Source organism: Pseudomonas sp. LS-2 (assembly GCF_003605735.1).
Lineage (GTDB): Bacteria > Pseudomonadota > Gammaproteobacteria > Pseudomonadales > Pseudomonadaceae > Aquipseudomonas.
In genome coordinates, this window is the sequence record NZ_QXTJ01000026.1 from 282,210 (window position 1) to 302,519 (window position 20,310).

Here is a 20,310-nt window from a genome sequence, read left to right on the forward strand (position 1 = left end):
TACGATCAGTTGCTTGCGTCCTAGCTGTACCTTCAAGCCTCCTCAGCTTCGGCCTGGAATATTTCGATTAGCTTCTGGTTGTAGTCATCCAAGTACGTCTGGAGGCCTTCACGATCAACCAGGCGAACGTTCGCAGTCGTGGCGAGCTCCTTGGCTGACTTGGTGAACCAAGAGTTAGTTACGACCATGGCGTCATCGCAGCCGTAGAACGCTTTGGCAGAGATCGCTTGCTGGACAGCAGAATTACCCACCGAGTTGGTGTAGTTCTTTGCCTGGATCACCATGGTTTTGCCGAAGCGGCTGACAAACAGATCAGCACCCTGATCAGCAGTCTTCTGCGTGCCTTTAACGTCGTACCCAATGGTCTGGAAGATCTCTACCAGGAAGGCTTCGAACTGGAATCCATCCGTGGCATCGACCAGATACATTGTGATGAACCGGTTAGGATTGAAGTGTTCGAGCTGGCTGCCAAGGCGCTCAACCAATATGTCGAAGTAGATCGATTCGCAGTGGCCAAGGGCAGAACGAAAATTCAGCAGCGGCACCAAGGGTTGGCCAGCGGTGGATGCGGCTTGGGGGTTGAACTGTATCTCGGGAAAGTCGATGTCATTTTCCCAAACGTAGAAAAAGAACAGTGCCAGGTCGGCCCTGAAAGACGTGCCCGCCTCTTCGATCCAAGAACGCAGCGTGCCCGCGAGGTCTGGTCTGATGTGGCGGGTGACCTCCCTTGCAAAACCTGCATACGCCGAGTTGAAAGCTGTGGTCAGCAATAGCTTGTCTAGCAGTGTTGGAAGCTGTTCAAGCTCGTCGAAGCCTCTACGAATTAAGACCTCTCTGAAGAGCTCACGCTCAGTGTACACGCCGTCCATTCTTGCACCGGGAACAGCGGCCTCATCTCCTCCATCACCAGCAGTGTCACGAGAGGTATGGATGAAGTTGGTGAAATACGGCGTCTTCAGTTCCGCGTATTTGCGAAGGACGTTATTGAGCAGGTCGTTCAACTGTGCCTGCTCTTTTTTCTTGCCCAAGATGTCCTTCAGGAAACCCTTAGATTGGTACTGGAAGTCAGGATAGAAAGACGGATCAAGCGGTGTCAGCCGTTGCTCGCCAGCTTGCACGGTTGAAGCGACGACCCCGGGATTGCACCGAGGACAAACAGTCTCGAAGGTTGTTCGGTGGCAAGAATTGCACTGGTAGATCACGGCTGTCCTTCCTTGGTCGCAGGTATCCAGGCCTGGGAAGATAGCGTAGTGCCACACTATCGTCTATTTGCGTAGCGCTGGGTATTCGAACCCCACTTGGGAAGAGCGCTGGCGACACCAACTCAACTCATATCCGCGCAAGCCACAAACCCTTTCTCGGCATATCGCTTTTGCCACATCTCACAGGTCGCGATTGCGCGTCGATGGCCCTCAACCGGCGTCTCACCGGACTCAGTTTGGAAATCTTCGGGTGACATGTGCCGAAGCCAGGTCAGTTCATCAAAATTCGCTTGGGCCTCTTCCTGTCGCTTGGCAATGATAATCCGAACTACCTCTTTGAATGCGGAGTCCAGGCCGTGCTGCCATACCCACTCTCTGAGCTCGGTGTAGATNTATTGATCGCCGTCTTGTTGATGGAGAACGAACTCCTGAAGCCGGCATGCTGTTCCGTAAGAATCGTCCACCAGAATGGATCGGTACTGTGCATAGGGTGACTGCTGCATGGCGGGTTTCTCAGTGAATGACAAAGTCAGTCTAGACGAGGAAAGCCCAGCGATACCCCGTGCTACAGCAATACCATCTCACTCTCTATGAAGGGTCTCAAATGATCTGGCATGGCGTTCTCTACGTTGAAATCGACAGCCACTCCTGTCAGGGCTTCCAACGCCTCTTGGAAATGCTGGATGTCGAATAGTGAGATTGTGCCTCGCATGCCGGCAGGGATGCTCGCCAGGATATCGAGGTCACTACCCTCCTCGTCATTTCCTCTTGCTGCTGATCCGAATATGGCCGGGGACACGAATCCATAAGACTCAATGAGCAACTTGATCTCTCTAGTTTTGCCGTGGATCGCGTGAGACGGTTTCATGATTTTGCCTTTTGTGAGTCCCTGAGGCACCCGGCCAACATTGGCATTGAGGATGTTAGGATCTAGCCTGCCGCCCAGCACTGGAAGCGAGTTTTCGCACAGGTCGGCCCTCTCCCAGCCTTTCTGAGAATATGGCAAATGATGAAGTTGGTCAGGCTAATCCGCCATGGTGAAAGTGCAGCAAACGCCGGTGCCGCTACTCAGGATCACGCAAGCATACCCCTCACTGAGCACGGCGTTGATCAGGCTCGCCGAGTCGCCCATTCATTCGCCACAGCTCCAGACTTGATCGTCACTTCGCCGTTTGCTCGCGCTCTGGCCACCGCCCAGTTCACGGCGAGCGCATTCCCGTCTGTCCCCATGGAAACTTGGGCCATTCAGGAGTTCACGTACCTGGAGCCGGCAAGGTGCATAAACACTTCAGTGGCTCAGCGGCGGGACTGGGTGCAGGAGTATTGGAACCAGGCCAATCCCTCGTTTGAAGACGGTGATGGAGCAGAATCATACCTTGAGTTCGTAGCGCGGGCACAGGCGTTCCTGGAGCGGCTTGCGGCCAATCCGTCGAGGGACATCGTGGTTTTCTCGCATGGGCAGTTCATCAGTGCCGTGGCCTGGTTGATCGAGCGACAGCCTACGGAGATCGACAGCCAAGCGATGACTGATTGGAGAGAGTACGAGATCGCGAATCACGTGGAGAATTGCGGCGGATACCAACTCATGTATGAACAGAGTGATGACGGTTGGAGACTGATGCCAAGAGGTGTTCAGGGCGCGGCTCTTCGAGCACGGCTGTCGTAAACAAAGCCGCCCCTGAGGGCGTCTTGGCCCTGCGGGCAGACATCCTGGCGTCTGCGCGCTCCGCTTGCCAAGCTGACCCAGCCACCTAACCTACCTTCGATCCGAGCAGTCACTCTGAGCAACATCCTGCGTGCAGGACTCAGATGACGACGCTTTTGATGGCACTGCCGTGACACGTACGCGGCATCAGCAGATGCGAATAGCAGCGATTCATGGAAAGAATTTCAATCCAAGGCGCAGGCATCTTGTCCAAATCACGGGTAATTGCCGCTGATGCTCAATACTGTGCATCTCAGACGTATCTTGCTCGCGAATAGGGTTTGATCAGTTGTAAAACTCCATGGCGAATCGCTATATTCGCAAATTATGGATCAGATCTCAGAACAGGCAGGGATATGGCGTCAGCTTGGCAAACCGTGTTTTCGCACCAACACCTCAAGAGCTACGCAGAGGCAGCACGAGAGATCAATACCCATTATCGAGTCCTTTTTATGGATGGGTATGACTCGATTGTGGTTCCCAGCCGGGGAGCCTATCCAATCCTAGATTTAGCTCAGACACTATGGGAGCTAGAGATCCGGAGCTATAAAGATTTTGATGCCCGGTGGGCCGCGAAGAGTGAGCAGCTTTCGTCGCCTATACATCGCGAACTGACCCTACCGTTCTCTGCAGACCCGGATACGACATGTCAGACATCCTCTGCTATCAGACTATTTTGGACTAAAGTGCTAGCCGCTATTATTAGGCGAAATAACACCAGTCCTTACCTACAAACATATAGATGCATTGTCGAACAATTAGTCAAAGGTCATTGGCCGTCCTATGTAAACCCAAGAAACATGCCGAGTGAGAAGTTTATCTTTGTCGACACGGTAGTGTCTGGCAGAGCAATTTGCGAGATATTTGATGCCTTTCAAAGTGAGGGCTTGGATAAATGCTTCTTTCTGTTGATCGTCGACAACCAAGGCAAGTCTGTAAAGCCACAATACCGTCATCGCATAGAGGAAATGGTCGCTCTGGGGCGGTGCGAAACGATACATGTCGAATCACTATTTACCGAAGATCGAGGGCCGGCGGTTAGTGGCGTTTGGAGCACCGTTTATCCTGGAGTGATGCGCAAACTACAGAAAAAATTTCCATGGGCAAGAGATGCCTATGGTGCGGGATCATTTTACTGGAAAGTCAGAGACGACAGCCACGAATATCCCGCAAGCAAAAACAATCCGGGACGCAACATGCCAGTAACTGCCGTGTTTGGCCGAATTCGCACCCTAATGTTCACCGCCTTAAATAACGACATAGCGATCAACAAATTAAGAGGCGAAGGTGGAAATCCCGATCAAATCAAAGCGCTGATGGTTAGACACGCCAATTTTCATACGTTCCAACTCCAAGAGATGGAAAAAGCGTTAAGCAGGTACAATACCTTCCGTGCAAGCACCACCGCGTCACTCGCCAAGCCAAGGATTAAAGCTATACATCCCAATGCAACCACCACTGTGTCCAGCTCCCACCTCGTCAGGGTCACTCTGTCGTATAAAGAAGAATCTAGGTTCTTCCAAACACTGGTAAGTAACTATTTGTGCAGCACGGTAGACATTTTTTCGGACACCTATGGTTATGAACGCATTGAGTGAGATCGGGTGGAGGTTTATGTCTAGGAATGCTGAGGGGGCAGCACTTCGAGCACGGCTGTCGTAAGCCAAGTCGCCTACCGGCGTCTCGGCCTTAGGGGCAGACACCCTCGCGTCTGCGCGCTCCGCTTGTCCGAGCCAGCCGTTTCTTGACATCCAATCATTCGGGAGCAAGCTGTTGGCGAACTTCGATCTCGACCTTACCAGGGTCACTGAAGCTCACTACATCACCGGAAAAGCAGCGATAAATTTTCCATGGCCGGGATCGACCACTGGTGGGTGGCATGTCTTGGGTTACTGGGACAGGGACGGTGGGCAAGTGAAAGTCTCGTTGGCAGGGATTCACTACCCCGATACCTCGTTTCTTTTTGGTACCACTGGTGTGCTTGATGCCCGCGAAGAACTCGCAAAACGTGGTTGGCATCTCGATTCGGCGATCTACATGGCAGACCATTTCCGTGCCGCTGCTGACATGGTTACGGCCTGGGCAATTGGTCAAAATGAGCATTGCAATGTCGAGCTCGCAGACTGGTTTCCAGCGCATGAGGATCACACCACTGTCGTACGAATGCTCGAGTCGTCGCTAAGCAAGCTTGAGTACACCGAACAGCAGCGGCTTAGTCACTGGCTCAAGCGTCAAAGCGTGTACCAATAAGGTCGCAGCGATTCAGACTCTAAGCTGTTGGGCGTGGCCTCCGGCACGGCTGTCGTGAACCAAGCCGCCAAACGGCGTCTTTGCCCTGCGGGCTTCCATCCTCACGCGCTTTTGCTCACAAACCCTGCGGCACTGCCCCAGCGATACCCATCAGATGAATGTGGACGACGTAGGGCAAGCGATCCGCTCTTACCCGTTGATCTTGCCTTACGACGTCGGCAGACGCGGCCAGCGTGGGGTGGCGAGAAAGTGAGGAAAACGAATGGCATTTTCTTATGTTGACGTTTCAGCGAAAGCGCAATCAGATGAATAGCAAACGCCGCCAGCAACTGTCTCAGGAGGCACATCTATCCATGAAGGACTGCCTGATTTACTGAGGCCATCAATGTATTCCCAGCATATGGACGGAAGTGAAGTGTTTTGATAGGTTGAATAGCAATTTAGGGAAATCAACCAAGCCCTCTCTGCGGCTACCTGTGTTAGGGGCACGTCCCAAAGGCGTTTCCTACCATGTTTCGCAGGGCCTGAACGATCCAAGGACAGTAATGACAATAAAAATCCAAAAAACGCTATGGGTCACTGGCGTTCAACCTGTTGAAATCAACGGAAGCCGATACATCCCTACAGCACTAAGGTATGGAAAGGATGGAGACGTAAGCTTTGGTTTACCTGCTATCACCGTCACGTCCGGGATATTAAACAACAACTTTAAGATAGACTTAGGCGACATATCTCCGGGCTCTAGTACTCGCAAGTTATTCCCCACTGAGTCAGGAGTTGAAAAAAGCGCCTACGAACTCAGCAAGGACTTTATAGAGAATTCTCTGTCGACAATTGAGCGTGAACTCAACCCAAATAACGAACCTAAAATACCTGCAAAGATTATTGTCGCGGAGCCGCTAAACTTCCAGCTGCAGGAGAACTATAAGGCATGGGTGCAAAATTACAGGGGGAACATACGAAGAATTTTAAGCAGGTACGAAGAGGTTGAGTTTCTACCTGAACCATTCGCGGTCTACCAATATTATCGGTATGGACAGCGAATTCCTCATCTACAGGAAAATGCTAAACATATCGCACTGGTATTAGACTTTGGCGGTGGCACGTTTGACGGATGTATCATAGAATCTACTAACAAGGGGGATATCAGCTTATCCGGAAAGCATTCGAAACCCTTAGGCGCTGATTCAGTTGCTAAAGGCGGGTTCTACATCAATCAGTGCCTAGCCGAATATCTTATAAAACGAAGCATAGACCCTCGCACAAAAGCCGATGCAGATAGCTGCATAAAAAACCATCATCGTATTAGATCAGGCGAACTTCAGCTCGATAGCTTGAGCCCTAAAAAACAAATATTTATCAAAAATTTTCGACAACTAATTCAAAAATGTGAACATTATAAAATTGGATTAGTATCTTCAGTTAAAAGCTGGAGCTTAAATAATGACGCTTACGAAAAAATCAGCATAGAGCTGCCCAAGGATCCATTCGTAGACGAGCCCTGGATTCAAGACGACCTGTACGCGCATCAGCTTCGCAATATTTTTATTGAAAAAATCTGGGATCAGCATCTACATAGGGTTATTAAAAAGGTATTTAAGGCAGCTGAGCCAGAGTTAGTTGGCAAAGAGATTACCACGACATTAATTTCTGGTGGATCCTCTAATATCAGATGGTTGCTAGAGCTTCTGATACGGGATTTTGAAAATGAGCTTGCAGGCGCTGAACCAATTCCAATCAGCCAATCATTTCAAGAGGTAGTAGCTACCGGATTGGCAATTGAATGCGCTCGACGCTACTACGAAGATGAATCTGAATTTGTGGGTGTTACTTATAACCCTATACGCCTCAAGCTAGATCCCGACAATAAAGGATTTGAAGAAAACAAAATCTTCATATCTGTTGGTGACAAAGTTGACATGAAGGGTGCGAAACCCGCAGATCTCATGCCTTCCGCACTTGCGCTAAACAACTTTATCAATCAACCTCTCCAATGGAAGATTAGACTCAACAGCCCTCCAAAAAGTCATTTAACCTACGTATTTTCCAAACCATCGGAGCAAGGTGAAGACGATGTTTACAATGTCGAGTCTCAAGTCGTGCACACGCGAGACAATAAACATTTTGACTCATCGCTAACAGTGCAACTTACAGTCAGTGAAGACGGAACCGCCAAACCTACATTTATCTATAAACAGCCTAATGCAGAGTTTGGCGTTTCGGGCAATATTGTCGAGGGCAAAGCGTTTGCCATCGACATGACCGCACCTACAAGCAAGGATAGTTCGGCTGCTAACTACATAGGGTATGATTTTGGCACCAGTTGTTCGGCAATATGCATGATTACCCAAGATCAGGTCAAAACGACAAAACTCCGAGCATCTAAGTCGTCCTGGCTAGGTCTAAGCGACGCCCTCGCTCTACTTCCGTATCCAGTAGCTTACCCGCTTAGAAAATACTTGGACGTCAAGAACTCTACACAATCCACATCTGTCGCAAGGGAAGCATTCGAGGCCGCATTAGCGTTTTTAGCATATTGCACAGCGGCTGAATCCCTATCAGCCAAGCCATCCACACGGTTTCTAAAAAGTTTTCAACACCGCTCGATGGGCCCATTGAAAGATCTGCTTGAACGAGCGTTGGAGCATGGTGGCAATGGTCTTTTCTTCTGCGCGGAGCTATTAAAAATTCTCCCGAAACACATGGAACAGCTAAACAAATCCATATCTGATTTTACTCAGCATAAACACGAGAAGTTAGCAGATGACGCATTTGACAGTCACAGCCATCTTTTCTTGATAATAAATCTATGCCTTGAAGTGGTCAGGGGAAAAAAATTCGGCTACGTTTCTGAGACTAGACCTACGCCCTTCAAAATGGGCACCTATCAAGGGCTTTTCAAAGTAGCCAATGACATTCAACCCTTTATCGAAACCGTAGGCTTTACCTCGACCACGCAACTAGCTAGAGAAATCCCCGTCTTACTTGATCCAGAATCACAAACTGGCCTGTCGCTTTTCCCCTTTATGTTTTGGAGCGAAGACGCAGAAATTTCTTCCGGTTTCGAGTGTTTTTGGTTTGACAAACCTGCGGACAAGACGAGTCAATGTAGTTTCGTCAAACCGTGCAGCCGCAAAAAGGAAATATTAGCAAACTCTATAAATCCTTATCTTGGGGAGGCAATAGATGACATGATCAATAATGGACGATTGCAGTTCGGTGTATTCAATATCACAATTGATCAGTCCGCAGGGGACTCCTGACCAGACTGCTGCTTAATTCACATACGCCGGTATAACGTTCAATAGCACAGGACGAGAAGAGCCGCCGGGGGCGGCTCTGTTCACAAAAAATGAGAAACCATTAGCATTGCGCGTTTATCATGTTGATCTGATTTACGAATTGGTCGCTTCCATCCTCACGCGCTTTTGCTCACAGACCGCCGGTATTGAATTGCCTAGGCATTACCCATCTGATGAACGCTGGACTACGTGGGACAAGCGATGAGCTCCAACCCGTTGAACGCCCGGGGTAGTTTGACTCCGATCTTCGAACACAGATACGGCGCCTAAGCGGGCACCGCCTCTGTCAAGCCAGTGTAAGCAATATGTAAATTGTTGTTTTATATGGCTATTTAACCGGGCCACTTGACGAACTTTTCTTTCATCTCAGGTCTATTTGATCAAGCTAGGCCGATATTCATGCCTTCCATTGTTCAGCTGAGGTGCGTACCTGAATGAAATCCTACATTCCCAAAGTGCTGCTGGCAGGTCTCTTCTCGTTCACGGTGCTGAGCAACGTATCAGCCATGCAGATGCAGCACAGTGCAGATACGCCGACGGATCCGACAGCTGCAGAGGCCATGTCCCACCCCGTGGAAAACCCGTGGCCTAACTTGGCGAGCGTGGACACTTCAACTTCCGGGCCAATGCTGGCCCAGGGCGACCGCTACTGGCACGACGGTCGATGGCACTCCCGCAGAGAAGAAATGCGTCGAGCCCATTGGCGCAGAGAGCAAGCCCGCAGAGAGGCTGAACGCCGTAGAGATTGGGAGCGTCGTCATCATCACGAAATCCACCGTTACCATCGCTAGGGCCCCAGTGTTTTGGCAGCATAGTAAGATGGCATCCGTTGATTCACCCGGTCGATAGATTGAGGAGAATTGATGGCTGCGTTGGCGCGCCTACTGGCCAGGTTGTCGTAAACCGAGCCGCCCTCATGCGGGCGTCTCGGCCCTGCGGGCTTCCCCCCTTCGCGCCTGCGCGCTCCGCTTGCCTCGAAGAGTCCGGTAGCTGTGTCCCACGCAGTTATACACACAGGTAGCCAAAGTCGCTGACCACCAACCCCGCCCTATCTAGAGGGGGTCATCGCAGCACACCCAATGCGATGTAGATGGAGCGCTGAAGATAAACACAACTACCAACAGAAGAGCCCCCTCGTGCGTTGAACAAGGGCGCGACAGTCGTGCACATCTATCCAGTCCGCTTCGAGGTAAGCCAAGAGTATTTCTAGGAAGGTTCAGCCATTGTCATGCGCAAGTTGCTCACCACTCTCAGGCTTGCCCTCTCCCTGGAGATCGACACTGTCGCGGTCAAGTCACTGAGCACAGCCTTCAGCGCCTTGGGCCACCGCTTTCTTCATCACTCCGCTATTGCACGTCAGTTCATTTTAAGGAAGGGTGCTGGAAGACTGCCTCTGCCGTTGGCTACCCGTTTCACTTTGCCGGCTTAGGTTGTGACGCGCTGGTTTCCAGCTCAATACCCAGACTATGATGCTCGTCAGCTCATTTTGAAGGCCCGCTTTGAATGCGGCTGAACAGACCGAGCCTTCAGGCATTTACCTCCAAACACAGGATCGTATTGCATGCCATTGGATATCCCGCCGCCCATAGCACCGCCGGCTCAAGTACCATCCCCACCGCCAGTTCCTCTCTCATCCCAGCATCAAGGTCAGCAAGCGTATTTACCACCTGGCGGTGCAGAGTGGTTGCCACTCACCGCAGACTCATACGCTGTGCTCAAAGGCGCAGAGCTTGATGATGATCAGGTGATTCGGTCGAATAGGAACGCACTCAGCGACATGTTCTCGTCTGCTCTGCAAGTTCCTAATTTAGGATTTCTTGCAGGAAGTGGCACCTCGTTAGGTAGCCCTGGAGGCCCGAGCATGTGGAAGCTCTGGGTAGACACCATGTGTGAGCCAGAGTCGCCCGCTGCCCTCACACAGCTGGCAACTCAGGTGACTGCCAGCGTGAGATACACGGAACGCACAAATCCAAATATTGAGCATTTCCTATCGCAATGCGACGCCTATCTGGCGTTCAACGAGGATGAGGTCGTACGCTCGTTTGTTGCGCAGGTGAAGGGGAAAATCCTGCATGCCTGCTCAACGTTCATAACCCAACCGACATCAGACATTTCGGCCTACAGAGAACTGCTCCAAAAGCTGGCCAGAAGGAGAGTTCGCGACCCTCGATTGAAGGTCTTTACGACAAACTATGACATGTGCTTTGAAACTGCGGCGTCAGAACTGGGAATGGTCATCATTGACGGGTTCTCTTACACACGACGACGCCGGTTCGACGGTAAACATTTTACTTATGACATTGTGCGGCGCGAGTCGGATAGCCACGAGTTCGCGGAAGGAATTTTTCAATTACTGAAGCTGCATGGATCGGTCAGTTGGAGCCGGGAAAATCACGAGGTCTACGAGGACAGTCAGCCAACGCCGGAGAACGCCTGCTTGATTTATCCTGCGAAGGGAAAATATCAACAAGCATTTCTCCAACCACATCTGGAACTGCTCTCAAGATTTTTAGAGTTTTTGCGTCAGCCAAACAGTTGCTTGGTCGTCTCTGGATTCGGCTTCAACGATGACCACCTTTCCGAACCGATCTATTCAGCATTGCAATCGAACCCAAGCCTAAAGCTCATCCTTTGCGACTTCCAATGCATCAACCATCTGCATAATCGAGGCTTCCACGGATCTAGCTCCTACTGGGGAAAATTCCATGACTTGGCAAAACGTGGCTTTGACGTTCATTTCGTCAGTGGTTCTTTCAGCGACCTAGCCTCCCACATCCCTCACCTACGCACCGCCTCGCCAGCTGAACAGTTGGCAAACGCTGTCAAACGGATTGGAAGATAAGCAATGTCACCAGAAGGTATTCTCCTCGGCGCACTAAAAATAGGCGTGGTTACCAGCGTGGGGGCACAGCTGATAAAAACTAATCTCGCCCATGCAGGAGAGGTAAGCGGACGGTACCTAGGCCAAAACCGCTACGGTAAGGGTGAAGTCGGCGAACTGGTGCTCATCGAAGGTCAGCAAGCTGTTCTCCTAGGCCGCATCACTGAAGTTAATTTGCCAGACCGCGAGCGCACTGAAATCTCGCAGGACTTCGCTGGAACCCAAGCAATCGATGCGATCGGATTCATCCGCCTGCTGGGTTCCGTCCACCCCAGCACCCTAAAGGTTAGCGCCGGAGTGACCTCTTACCCCAGATTAGGTGATCGAGTGTACTCAGCTCCTGGCTCTTTCATTTCACGAATCCCCTCACTGATCTCAAACGGTATAGATGGAGAACCTCCAAGCGTTGTATTAGGTCTCGGCTATGTATCTGGCGACGGGGGATTTCCAATTGCTGTAACACCTGAGAAGCTATTTGGTCGCCATTGCGCGATATTGGGCTCAACCGGCGGAGGAAAGAGTTGGACAACCTCAAAGCTGATTCAGGAATGTCGTAGATACAGGTGTAAAGTTGTACTCATCGACGCAACTGGTGAATACCGCTCGCTGGAGGGCAGTGATACCAGCCAATACCACTTGGGAAGCCCGCTTCACTTGGCCCGCGAATCGTTAGAGGTAGCAATCCCTCCAACCTGCTTCAACGAAACGGATTTCATAGCCCTGTTCCAACCTTCGGGCAAAACACAGGGCCCTAAGCTCAGGGAGGCTATTAAAAGCCTTCGGCTAGCGACGTTGGCGCCGGATATTTTCCCTGAAGGATACGTCCCCAAGGTCAATCAATCCAAAGGAAACTATCGAAGGGCCATGAATCGCGATGGCAATGGCAATCGGGTTGGCAACCCGAGTCTGCCATTCGATCCAGCGATGCTGGTGCGACAAATTGTCGAGGAGTGCTGTTTTCCTACAGGGCCAAACAACGACATGTCTCGCTGGGGAGCTGCAAGTACTGAGCTCACATACTGCTCCTCCCTCCTGACTCGGATCATGAGTGTCATGGAGTCTCCGTCACTGGGCAGCGTGTTCAGCCCGTCGGAGGGGCTGCCCAGCTTGGTCGAACATTTGGATTATTTTATTGAGAGCGAAAAGCGGTTATTTCGAATTTGCCTCAGCTCTGTCGGATACGAATTCAACGCTCGAGAAGTCATCGCAAACGCGATTGGCAGGCTTTTGTTACGTCGAGCACGCGATGAGGTTTTTCGGAACCGTCCGCTCATTGTGATTCTCGATGAAGCACACAACTTCCTCGGCAAAACCTTAGGCGGGGAAGACGAAGTTCAAAATTTGGATGCCTTCGAACTCATTGCGAAAGAGGGTCGTAAATACGGACTCAATATCTGCCTCGCAACACAGCGTCCGAGGGATATCACAGAGGGAGTTCTCAGCCAGATGGGTACTTTACTGGTTCACCGACTGACCAATGATCGCGATCGCGAAGTGGTAGAGCGCGCATGCGGAGAACTGGATCGATCGGCGGCTGCTTTCTTGCCCAATCTTAAGCAAGGTGAAGTTGCACTTGTAGGGGTAGACTTTCCGATTCCGGTAACGATTCAGATGGGACGCCCTAGCCAACCACCCAAGTCAGACGGGCCGAGTTTTCAAGGTTTGTGGGGTGCCCCAGCCGTTCCTAGCCCCCCAGGCGAGCTGGAAAACCTGTAGCCGTGCACTAGGCATTGAGGGCGAACGAGAGCCGAGATCTATGGCAAAAAAACCGCCCAAGTGAACGGCTTTTTTGGTCAGTTCAACAGATCACTGAGCAAGCCAAGACTCAACCTTGTCGCTGCCGTGTTCAGCTTTCCACGCCTTCAAAGTCTTGTGGTTGCCCCCTTTGGTTTCGACGATCTCACCGTTATGCGGGTTTTTGTAGACTTTCACAGTACGTGCACGACGGGTACCTTTCTCAGGAACAATCGACGCGCCCTTGCGGCTGGCAGCCTGTGGATCAAGGATGTTGATCACATCGCGGAGGCTGTAGCCATGTGCAGCCAACAAATCACGGAGTTTGGTTTCAAACTCGATTTCGCGCTTGAGGCCGTCGTCATTTTTAAGTGTTTCAAGCTCCGCGAGCTGGGCTGCGAGCTGTTGTTCGAGTTTGCGGAACTCTGCGAGGCGGGACATTGCTTGCTCCTTGAGCAGGATGGCTGGTATAGACGCCATGCTAGCCGAACTTAAGAGCCACTGCCTATCTGAAGCAGGCGTGTAATCGGGGACAACAGCCAACTCCACGATTTCACAGCGAGTTGATTTTCAGGCTACATGCTGTTCAAGCAATCAGGTCACGGTAGGATGCCGGCCTTTGCCCTCATGGAGCGAGTGATCTTGACTGAACAGACTTTTACGTCGCTGATGCACTACCTGGACGTGCTGTACAAGCTTTGGCCTATCGTCGTTGGGCTAGTGGCCGTAGGGGTCGTCTGGTACAGAACACGATCACTGTTTTTTCTTTTCCACCAGATCCTGAAATGGCTTGGGCTTGAGGGTAAGTACACAAATGCAGATGACCAAAGGGTCGCTGACGAGTATCTAGACCTCAACAAATTCAACCTGAAGACCGGCTTCCACCTAAAATCTGCGAAGGCTAAAACGGTGCTGCATCGCTGGATGAGGGAGCACGATCTTGAGTTCGCCGACTTGAGGCGAGCTGGTTGGTTTTTCAAAGCCAACCAAATCAAATTCGACATCCCGACCAGGTGGCAAACGAGGATGTCCGTTGTACTGATTATGGCTCTAGGACTGGGCTTTCTTGCCGGTGGCCAGTCCGTAGACGCAGACGACTATGCATTGCTAAGAGTAAAGGCCACAGAGACATGGTTCTGGGTTGGTAACAACGAAGCCTACAGCGTCAGGTTCGACTTTCCAGAATGGCTCCGAGGTGATCCCTGGCGGCTGCAGCAGGGCGACTGCAGGTATGTAGAAGATTCGACTCCGCTGCACAACATCTGGGACAAGGATGTTATCTGCCGGCTCGTCCTAGGGATGAACGATGGCTTTATCGCTGAAGCGATAGCATCACAAACCAGAGCATCATGGGTTTTGAGGGGGTTCGGTGTTGGGTGTTTTGTAGCCATGCTCTTCGTCGGTTTCTGGTTGGCGGGAGCTAAAGAGTTGCAGGCGGCGCTGGGGGCGAAGTCTTCCAGCACAGATTCAATCCCAGGCAACAAGGCTGCTTCAGACTCTGAGCCCCTCCCGATCAGCCAATCTCAGCCCACGACAGAAACGGCGTGACGAGATCTCAGCCAATCCATTTACTTGTGCCATCAGATCAACAGAGGCAACCCGCAGAATGCGATATGCAAATTCAGTGATGACGACTTACTACGATGGTTACGAAGGAGCCGAAGAGGAGTCTTGCGTGGTAGTTATTCGTGACAAGGAGATGGTGATCGAATATCAACGTAAAAGCGGCCACTCAATGTATCGTGGTGAACTGGAGGGCGAGCGGTACAACCTTGATCACGTGTCTGAAATTGAGGGCTTCGCCGCAGAGGCCTATCTCAGTCAACCAGAAGATAATCTGCTGGATGGCACCTGGAGCGAGCTTGAGAACGGCTTGAGAGTTACAGGAACTTGGGACATCGAACTAAAAGAGTGAACTCCTCACAATCCGGCACGCGTCAACCTTATCTCCGGGCACCGTCACACGCACGAGCTCCTAGAGATCAGGTTCACTCTTGCCTCTTTCCCCTCACCTTCAAGACAGAAAACTGAATGGACAAGCCGTTACCAAAGATTCGTTTCATAAAGCTCGGCGAAGCTGGCCGGTGGGAAGACTTTTGTATCCGAGAAGGATATCTGAGACTGGGCTATCAAAGCCCTGTCCACCAAGCCTCGCTACAAGGCGATTGGGATCAGGTCAAAGCTTTTTGGCTAAATGCTCGTAACAATGACAAAGGTGCCGCCACACGGGACATCAACCAAATTCGGGACTTCTACGAGGCATCCGAAAATGACATTTGGATAACCTTCCACAAGAAGCGCATGTATTGGTGCCGGGCAGCTGGTGAGGTTGAAGAGCTACCTGAAGACGGAAGCCGAATTCGTCGGGTTATCGGTCAATGGTCGTGCACTGATGAAAGTGGGAGCCCCCTCAGCGTGGAGAATCTGGACGGGCGCGTAACGAAAGTCCAAGCGTTTCGAGGAACGATATGCGCGGTATCGATGCAGACTACTTACTTCGTAAACTTCGGGGTGAAGTGGCACCCGAGATTACAGAGGTTGAACAGACATTGACGGCATTGCGCACGCAGGTCTGCGGACTGATAGCAGGCCTGTGGTGGAAAGATTTCGAACTGCTGACCGACCTGATATTTTCCAAAGCTGGCTGGCAACGTTTCTCCGTTTTGGGCGAAACCGAAAAAGACATCGATATTGACGCGTATGCGCCAACCACTCAGAGGCGGGCATTCATACAAATCAAGTCACAGACCAACCGACACGAGGCCAAGAAGTACATCGATACGTTTAGATCATACGATGATTTCGACGAGATGTTTTTTGTGTACCACACCGCCACCGAAGACCTCAGTGATCTGGCCTGCAAAGACGGTAATGTTCATCTGTGGGGGATAGAGGACATCGCTGCGCTGGTGATCAATAGTGGCCTCCTAAGCTGGTTGATCAACAAGCGACGATGACCCTTGCGAAGACCCGTTGGCCATTGGCTGACACTTGGCGGTGTATAACTGACACAATCTTCTACACCAACAGCGCACACGCCCCCTCCGCAAACATAGCAACTTCGGAGGATGGCGCTCGGACAGCGCGCCGGCACCCATCCCCTTTTGCGAAACGGATGCCGCATCCTCGATCTACGAAGATCTCATCTACGATTCGGTGAGCGGCTGGCCAGTCATCTGCTCTGGAATGGCTAGTCTCATGATCTTAAGAATGGTTGGAGCTATATCACACAACCGGCCATCTTTCAGTCGTCCTCCGAGCTCACCACCAACGTAGATCAGGGGTACAGGGTTAGTGGTATGGGCCGTATGCACCTGGTCAGTGGTTGGATCGATCATTTGCTCAACGTTGCCGTGATCCGCAGTGATCAAACAATGTCCACCGGTTGTGAGTGTGGCCTCGACAACTTTGGCCAAGCATTCATCAAGGACTTCAACTGCTCTCACTGCAGCATCGAACGAGCCCGTATGCCCCACCATATCCCCATTCGCGTAGTTGCACACGATCAGGTCGTGTTCGCCACTCAGGATCTCAGCTAGCAAACTACCGGTGACCTCAAAGGCCCTCATTTCAGGTTGTAGGTCATAGGACGCCACTAGAGGGGACTGGATCAACCCCCGCCGCTCTCGCTCGAAAGGTTTCTCACGGCCACCGTTGAAGAAGAAGGTGACGTGGGCATATTTCTCAGTTTCGGCGTTGCGCAGTTGAGATCTTCCCATCCCCGCAAGGTACTCACCCAAGCTGTTCTCAATGGCCTGGGGAGGAAATGCACAGGGGCCATCGAGCTCATTGGAGTATCGGGTCAGCGTCAGCAGTTGATCTTTGGGGAACACCGCCGATCTTGAGAATGCATCGAAGCTCGGAGACACCAGTGCCTCACAAAGCTGGCGAGCCCGGTCAGGCCGAAAATTCATGAAGATGATCGAGTCATCCAACCCGATTGGTTCAGTGTTCCCAATGCGGGTGGCCTGGCCGAATTCGTCCGACTCTCCACGCTCATAAGCGGCTAGAAGGGCATCTCTGGCGGACTCGGCGAGGTATTCAGCTTTGCCCTGAGTGATGACCTCATACGCTGCCTCAACCCGGCTCCATCTCTTGTCTCGATCTAGTGCGTAGTATCTCCCGATGACCGTAGGGATCCGACCGCATTGCTGTTGAGCCAGGTGGGTTTCCAAAAGGCTTATCGAGTCAGCGGCACTCTTTGGAGGTGTATCGCGACCATCGAGAAACGCATGGACACACAATCGGTCAATACCGGCCTCATCCAACACCTTGCAGCATGCAATGGTCTGGTCGACATGGCTGTGAACACCTCCGGGTGAGAGCAACCCCATCACATGCACCGCGCCGCCACGGGCCTTGGTTCTATCTATCAATTCGGTAAGCGCAGGGTTGACTGCGAAACTGCCGTCCTCGATAGCTTTGTTGATCCTAGTGAAATTCTGGTAAACGATCCGGCCAGCACCAAGGTTCATGTGACCGACTTCGGAGTTGCCCATTTGGCCATCTGGCAATCCGACAGCCAAACCAGAGGTGGCAATGAGGCTATGCGGGTATCGTTTAAAAAGACTGTCCAGCGTGGGGGTGCGAGCAGCGGCAAAGGCATTGGCCTCAACCTCTCTGCCAGCACACCAATCCCATCAAGGATGATCAGTGTGCAGGCAGCCATTTCAGGTGCTCGCTTAGAAGATGTAGTCGGTGGTGAGGAAGCCCGATTCGCGATTCCGAATGATATCGCTCACCAGCTCCTTGTTTTGCTCGTTGAACTTGCTGGCAACAAGGGTACGGATCGAGAACACCCGAAGCGCGTCATGAACAGAGAGCGTGCCTTCAGCCGAATTCTTGCGCCCATTGAATGGGTATGAATCCGGGCCGCGCTGGCACTGAGTATTTAGATTGATGCGTCCAACCTGGTTGGCGAACACGTCGACGAGGTGACCCACCTCTTTTCGATTTGTACCGAAAATATTCAGTTGCTGACCGAAATCACAGTTCAGGACGTAATCGATGACGGTCTGAATATCCCGGTAAGGCCCTAAGGGTACCAGTGGGCCAAACTGCTCTTCTTGGTAGATCCTCATTTCAGAAGAAACCTGGTACAGAACAGCCGGGAAGAAGAACGAACCGCGCGCCTCCCCGCCACCCCCGTTCACGATGCGTGCGCCCTTCTGTTGAGCATCAGCTACCAGCGAATTGAGGAAATCGACCTATCTTGGCTCCGGCAACGGCGTCAGCGCAACTCCAGGCTCCCAGGGCATACCTGGCTTCAAGGAGGCCAGCTTGTGATTGAATTTCTCTAGGAACTGATCGACCACATCCTCATGTACGAAAAGGATTTTCAGGGCGGTGCAGCGCTGACCATTGAAGGAGAGCGATCCGGTCACGGCTTCATTGACCGCATTGTCCAGATCCACTTCGGGAAGCACTATACCTGGATTCTTCGCGTCCAAGCCCAGCACCGTACGCAAGCGCTGTGGACGAGGGTGCAGTTTCTTCAGGGCGCTTGCGCCGTTGTTGGTACCAATGAAGGCGAAGATGTCCACCTTCCCGCTGGCCATCAAAGCACTAACGGTTTCACGACCACTGCCGTAGATTACGTTGATCACCCCGGCTGGGAAGCTGTCACGGAAAGCCTCCAGCAATGGGCGAATCAACAACACGCCGAACTTGGCTGGCTTGAAGACCACCGTGCCCTGACTCAGTTGCTCGGCGCCGCAACACTCTTCCCGGCCTCGCTGTATAGCGGCACGGTTCTGCTGTATATCTTCACCCGACACAAGCACATCCATCACCCAGATGATTTCACTCTTGGGAAATGGGAATGGCCAGTCGTGATTGGTGCCAGCGCCTGGCTCTTCGTTGAGATGTGCGTCTTCATCATCCGTAGCGATTTCCGGGTAGCCCAGATGTACGTCTTGGCGTCGATGCTGGTGGGGGTCGTTGTTTTCCTGGCGGTGTGGATCAATCGCAGGAAGCAACTTGAGCGTATGCCGCCTTTGGGAACTTACCTTTGATACGTTCCCCCTGCCTCATGAGGGCAGGGGCACTCTACAGCAATGGCAAGCTCTGAATCACCTACGGGAGTGTCGCTGGGCGGTTTGAACTGCTCAGCCCGACTCGGTCACGTTACCAATGGGGCGTCGTAATTGACGCCTTTCACCTCGTGCATCGAGACATCACCTTCATTGATGCGGAAACTGAAAGTTGGCCTCCAATCCGGCTCATGCATATCTTCAGATGAGTTCTTATCAAAGAACACGTAATTGATGCCATCTCCACTACGTTGCACAGAACGAAACGCAATACCATCAAAATTGTGCCCGCAGTACCGGATGTGCTCTGCAAAAGCTTGGGTCATAACGTAGTCAGTGTCATTCGCTCGGACGGGACGTGCGATCAGGTCATGAATATGCTTTAACAGTAGCCGCTTAGCCGTCCTCATCTCGTAGGATTGGTGGAGCAGGCCAAGCGGCTCGTGTTGAAGATTGTCAAGAACTGTCAGATCAAACACTCTTAACTCCTCAGTTGAAGTAAATTCTCCAACCGCGAGCTTATCTCCGATTGAGGGCCTCACCTCGGCGATGGCGGTCTTCGCGTCGCTGGCCACGTAAAGCAGTTGGACACCAGCAGCACTCATGCGGTTGTTTGCTGCCCGATCTTTTGGCGGGGCTCCCAGCTCATCCATGGGGTTGGCGAGAAGCATCTCGGACTCCTGTGGGCTTTTCAAAATGCGAGCACGGTAGAATTTCTGGCCGACCGCGATTTGGCTCAGCGCCGGAGGCCTAGACAGTTTGCCACGCGCTCCGAACATCGTTTCAGCCACAAGCGATTCAAAAAAGTTCCTAGCCTGCTCGTTGAAGAATCGCTTGCCATGAATTAGATGCGTGGAGATCGCACGCCACTCTGCTTCAGCCCATAATTTGCCCTCTTCTCCAGATTGAAATCGATCAGGAGCTGCGCAGTACATTTGCCCAGGAGAGTAGAAACTCTTGGCTTCTGCCTCTGGATCTTCAAGAAGATCTGCGAGCGTTTGGCAAAGCGTTGCTGATCTACTGTTGATCCCCTCTCCAACTATTTCAGGCAGGCTCATTTTGGGCCCGGAGGTTTCGCCCCATTCCGTTACGAAATGTAACTTAAGAGGGGCACGGATGATCTCGACAATAGACGCTGGGGTTATTGCTGATTCAGTGGTGGCCCCGCAGAACGCACACTGACGGGGCTTCATTAGCCTGCTAG

14 protein-coding genes and 3 pseudogenes are annotated in these 20,310 nt (G+C 51.9%); 10 read left to right on the forward strand and 7 right to left on the reverse strand.

Annotated elements, in window-relative coordinates:
• Positions 1–32 precede the first annotated feature (32 nt).
• From D3M70_RS16085 to D3M70_RS16095, 3 genes and pseudogenes are all read right to left on the reverse strand, one after another.
• Positions 33–1,202, reverse strand: a complete 1,170-nt coding sequence (locus D3M70_RS16085; protein WP_120126709.1) for a restriction endonuclease — start codon at positions 1,200–1,202, stop codon at positions 33–35.
• A 122-nt stretch (positions 1,203–1,324) separates the two neighbouring features.
• Positions 1,325–1,594 (reverse strand): annotated as a pseudogene (locus D3M70_RS16090) (hypothetical protein); the annotation flags it as partial.
• A gap of 173 nt (positions 1,595–1,767) precedes the next feature.
• On the reverse strand, positions 1,768–2,070 hold the full coding sequence (locus tag D3M70_RS16095) for a nucleotidyltransferase family protein (RefSeq protein WP_120126843.1): 303 nt from the start codon (positions 2,068–2,070) through the stop codon (positions 1,768–1,770).
• Positions 2,071–2,211: 141 nt separating this feature from the next.
• Here D3M70_RS16095 and D3M70_RS16100 point away from each other — a divergent pair, with 141 nt between their 5' ends.
• The 7 genes from D3M70_RS16100 (at position 2,212) to D3M70_RS16140 (ending at position 13,056) form a co-directional block, all read left to right on the forward strand.
• Positions 2,212–2,868, forward strand: a complete 657-nt coding sequence (locus tag D3M70_RS16100; protein WP_120126844.1) for a histidine phosphatase family protein — start codon at positions 2,212–2,214, stop codon at positions 2,866–2,868.
• A 491-nt stretch (positions 2,869–3,359) separates the two neighbouring features.
• Complete coding sequence (locus tag D3M70_RS16105; protein ID WP_133306476.1) at positions 3,360–4,505, forward strand: hypothetical protein; 1,146 nt, start codon at positions 3,360–3,362, stop codon at positions 4,503–4,505.
• Between the two features lie 175 nt (positions 4,506–4,680).
• On the forward strand, positions 4,681–5,157 hold the full coding sequence (locus D3M70_RS16110; RefSeq protein WP_120126712.1) for a hypothetical protein: 477 nt from the start codon (positions 4,681–4,683) through the stop codon (positions 5,155–5,157).
• Between the two features lie 545 nt (positions 5,158–5,702).
• Positions 5,703–8,420: a hypothetical protein gene (locus tag D3M70_RS16115; protein WP_120126713.1), complete on the forward strand. Its 2,718-nt coding sequence runs from the start codon at positions 5,703–5,705 to the stop codon at positions 8,418–8,420.
• A 473-nt stretch (positions 8,421–8,893) separates the two neighbouring features.
• Positions 8,894–9,250 (forward strand): hypothetical protein, encoded by a 357-nt coding sequence (locus D3M70_RS16120; RefSeq protein ID WP_120126714.1) that lies wholly within the window; start codon positions 8,894–8,896, stop codon positions 9,248–9,250.
• Between the two features lie 770 nt (positions 9,251–10,020).
• Positions 10,021–11,301: an SIR2 family protein gene (locus D3M70_RS16135; protein WP_256659870.1), complete on the forward strand. Its 1,281-nt coding sequence runs from the start codon at positions 10,021–10,023 to the stop codon at positions 11,299–11,301.
• 3 nt (positions 11,302–11,304) lie between these two features.
• A complete protein-coding gene (locus D3M70_RS16140; RefSeq protein ID WP_165869818.1) occupies positions 11,305–13,056 on the forward strand; it encodes an ATP-binding protein in 1,752 nt (583 codons plus the stop codon).
• 90 nt (positions 13,057–13,146) lie between these two features.
• On the opposite strand, the gene D3M70_RS16145 is transcribed toward D3M70_RS16140, so the two are convergent.
• The gene (locus tag D3M70_RS16145) at positions 13,147–13,515 is read right to left on the reverse strand and encodes a histone-like nucleoid-structuring protein, MvaT/MvaU family (protein ID WP_120126716.1); all 369 of its coding nucleotides are present in this window, start codon (positions 13,513–13,515) and stop codon (positions 13,147–13,149) included.
• 201 nt (positions 13,516–13,716) lie between these two features.
• Between D3M70_RS16145 and D3M70_RS16150 the strand changes: the two genes are divergently transcribed.
• From D3M70_RS16150 to D3M70_RS32340, 3 genes are all read left to right on the forward strand, one after another.
• A complete protein-coding gene (locus D3M70_RS16150; protein WP_133306477.1) occupies positions 13,717–14,622 on the forward strand; it encodes a DUF6216 family protein in 906 nt (301 codons plus the stop codon).
• A gap of 79 nt (positions 14,623–14,701) precedes the next feature.
• Complete coding sequence (locus D3M70_RS16155; RefSeq protein WP_177418430.1) at positions 14,702–14,989, forward strand: hypothetical protein; 288 nt, start codon at positions 14,702–14,704, stop codon at positions 14,987–14,989.
• 553 nt (positions 14,990–15,542) lie between these two features.
• Positions 15,543–16,031, forward strand: a complete 489-nt coding sequence (locus D3M70_RS32340; RefSeq protein WP_218568424.1) for a restriction endonuclease — start codon at positions 15,543–15,545, stop codon at positions 16,029–16,031.
• Between the two features lie 189 nt (positions 16,032–16,220).
• Here D3M70_RS32340 and gpmI read toward each other — a convergent pair.
• From gpmI to D3M70_RS16180, 3 genes and pseudogenes are all read right to left on the reverse strand, one after another.
• A pseudogene (gene gpmI, locus D3M70_RS16165) lies at positions 16,221–17,743 on the reverse strand (2,3-bisphosphoglycerate-independent phosphoglycerate mutase).
• Between the two features lie 13 nt (positions 17,744–17,756).
• A pseudogene (locus tag D3M70_RS16170) lies at positions 17,757–18,764 on the reverse strand (aldehyde dehydrogenase family protein); the annotation flags it as partial.
• Positions 18,765–19,195: 431 nt separating this feature from the next.
• Positions 19,196–20,164 carry an RES family NAD+ phosphorylase gene (locus D3M70_RS16180; RefSeq protein ID WP_165869819.1) on the reverse strand — a complete coding sequence of 323 codons (969 nt, stop codon included), beginning with the start codon at positions 20,162–20,164 and terminating at the stop codon, positions 19,196–19,198.
• Positions 20,165–20,310: the final 146 nt, after the last annotated feature.

Coding starts and splice junctions, on each gene's coding strand:
- D3M70_RS16095 (WP_120126843.1), bottom strand. CDS start 2,070: ATGAAACCGTCTCACGCGATCCACGGCAAAACTAGAGAGATCAAGTTG.
- D3M70_RS16100 (WP_120126844.1), top strand. CDS start 2,212: ATGAAGTTGGTCAGGCTAATCCGCCATGGTGAAAGTGCAGCAAACGCC.
- D3M70_RS16105 (WP_133306476.1), top strand. CDS start 3,360: ATGGATGGGTATGACTCGATTGTGGTTCCCAGCCGGGGAGCCTATCCA.
- D3M70_RS16115 (WP_120126713.1), top strand. CDS start 5,703: ATGACAATAAAAATCCAAAAAACGCTATGGGTCACTGGCGTTCAACCT.
- D3M70_RS16120 (WP_120126714.1), top strand. CDS start 8,894: ATGAAATCCTACATTCCCAAAGTGCTGCTGGCAGGTCTCTTCTCGTTC.
- D3M70_RS16135 (WP_256659870.1), top strand. CDS start 10,021: ATGCCATTGGATATCCCGCCGCCCATAGCACCGCCGGCTCAAGTACCA.
- D3M70_RS16140 (WP_165869818.1), top strand. CDS start 11,305: ATGTCACCAGAAGGTATTCTCCTCGGCGCACTAAAAATAGGCGTGGTT.
- D3M70_RS16145 (WP_120126716.1), bottom strand. CDS start 13,515: ATGTCCCGCCTCGCAGAGTTCCGCAAACTCGAACAACAGCTCGCAGCC.
- D3M70_RS16155 (WP_177418430.1), top strand. CDS start 14,702: ATGACGACTTACTACGATGGTTACGAAGGAGCCGAAGAGGAGTCTTGC.
- D3M70_RS32340 (WP_218568424.1), top strand. CDS start 15,543: ATGCGCGGTATCGATGCAGACTACTTACTTCGTAAACTTCGGGGTGAA.
- D3M70_RS16180 (WP_165869819.1), bottom strand. CDS start 20,164: ATGAGCCTGCCTGAAATAGTTGGAGAGGGGATCAACAGTAGATCAGCA.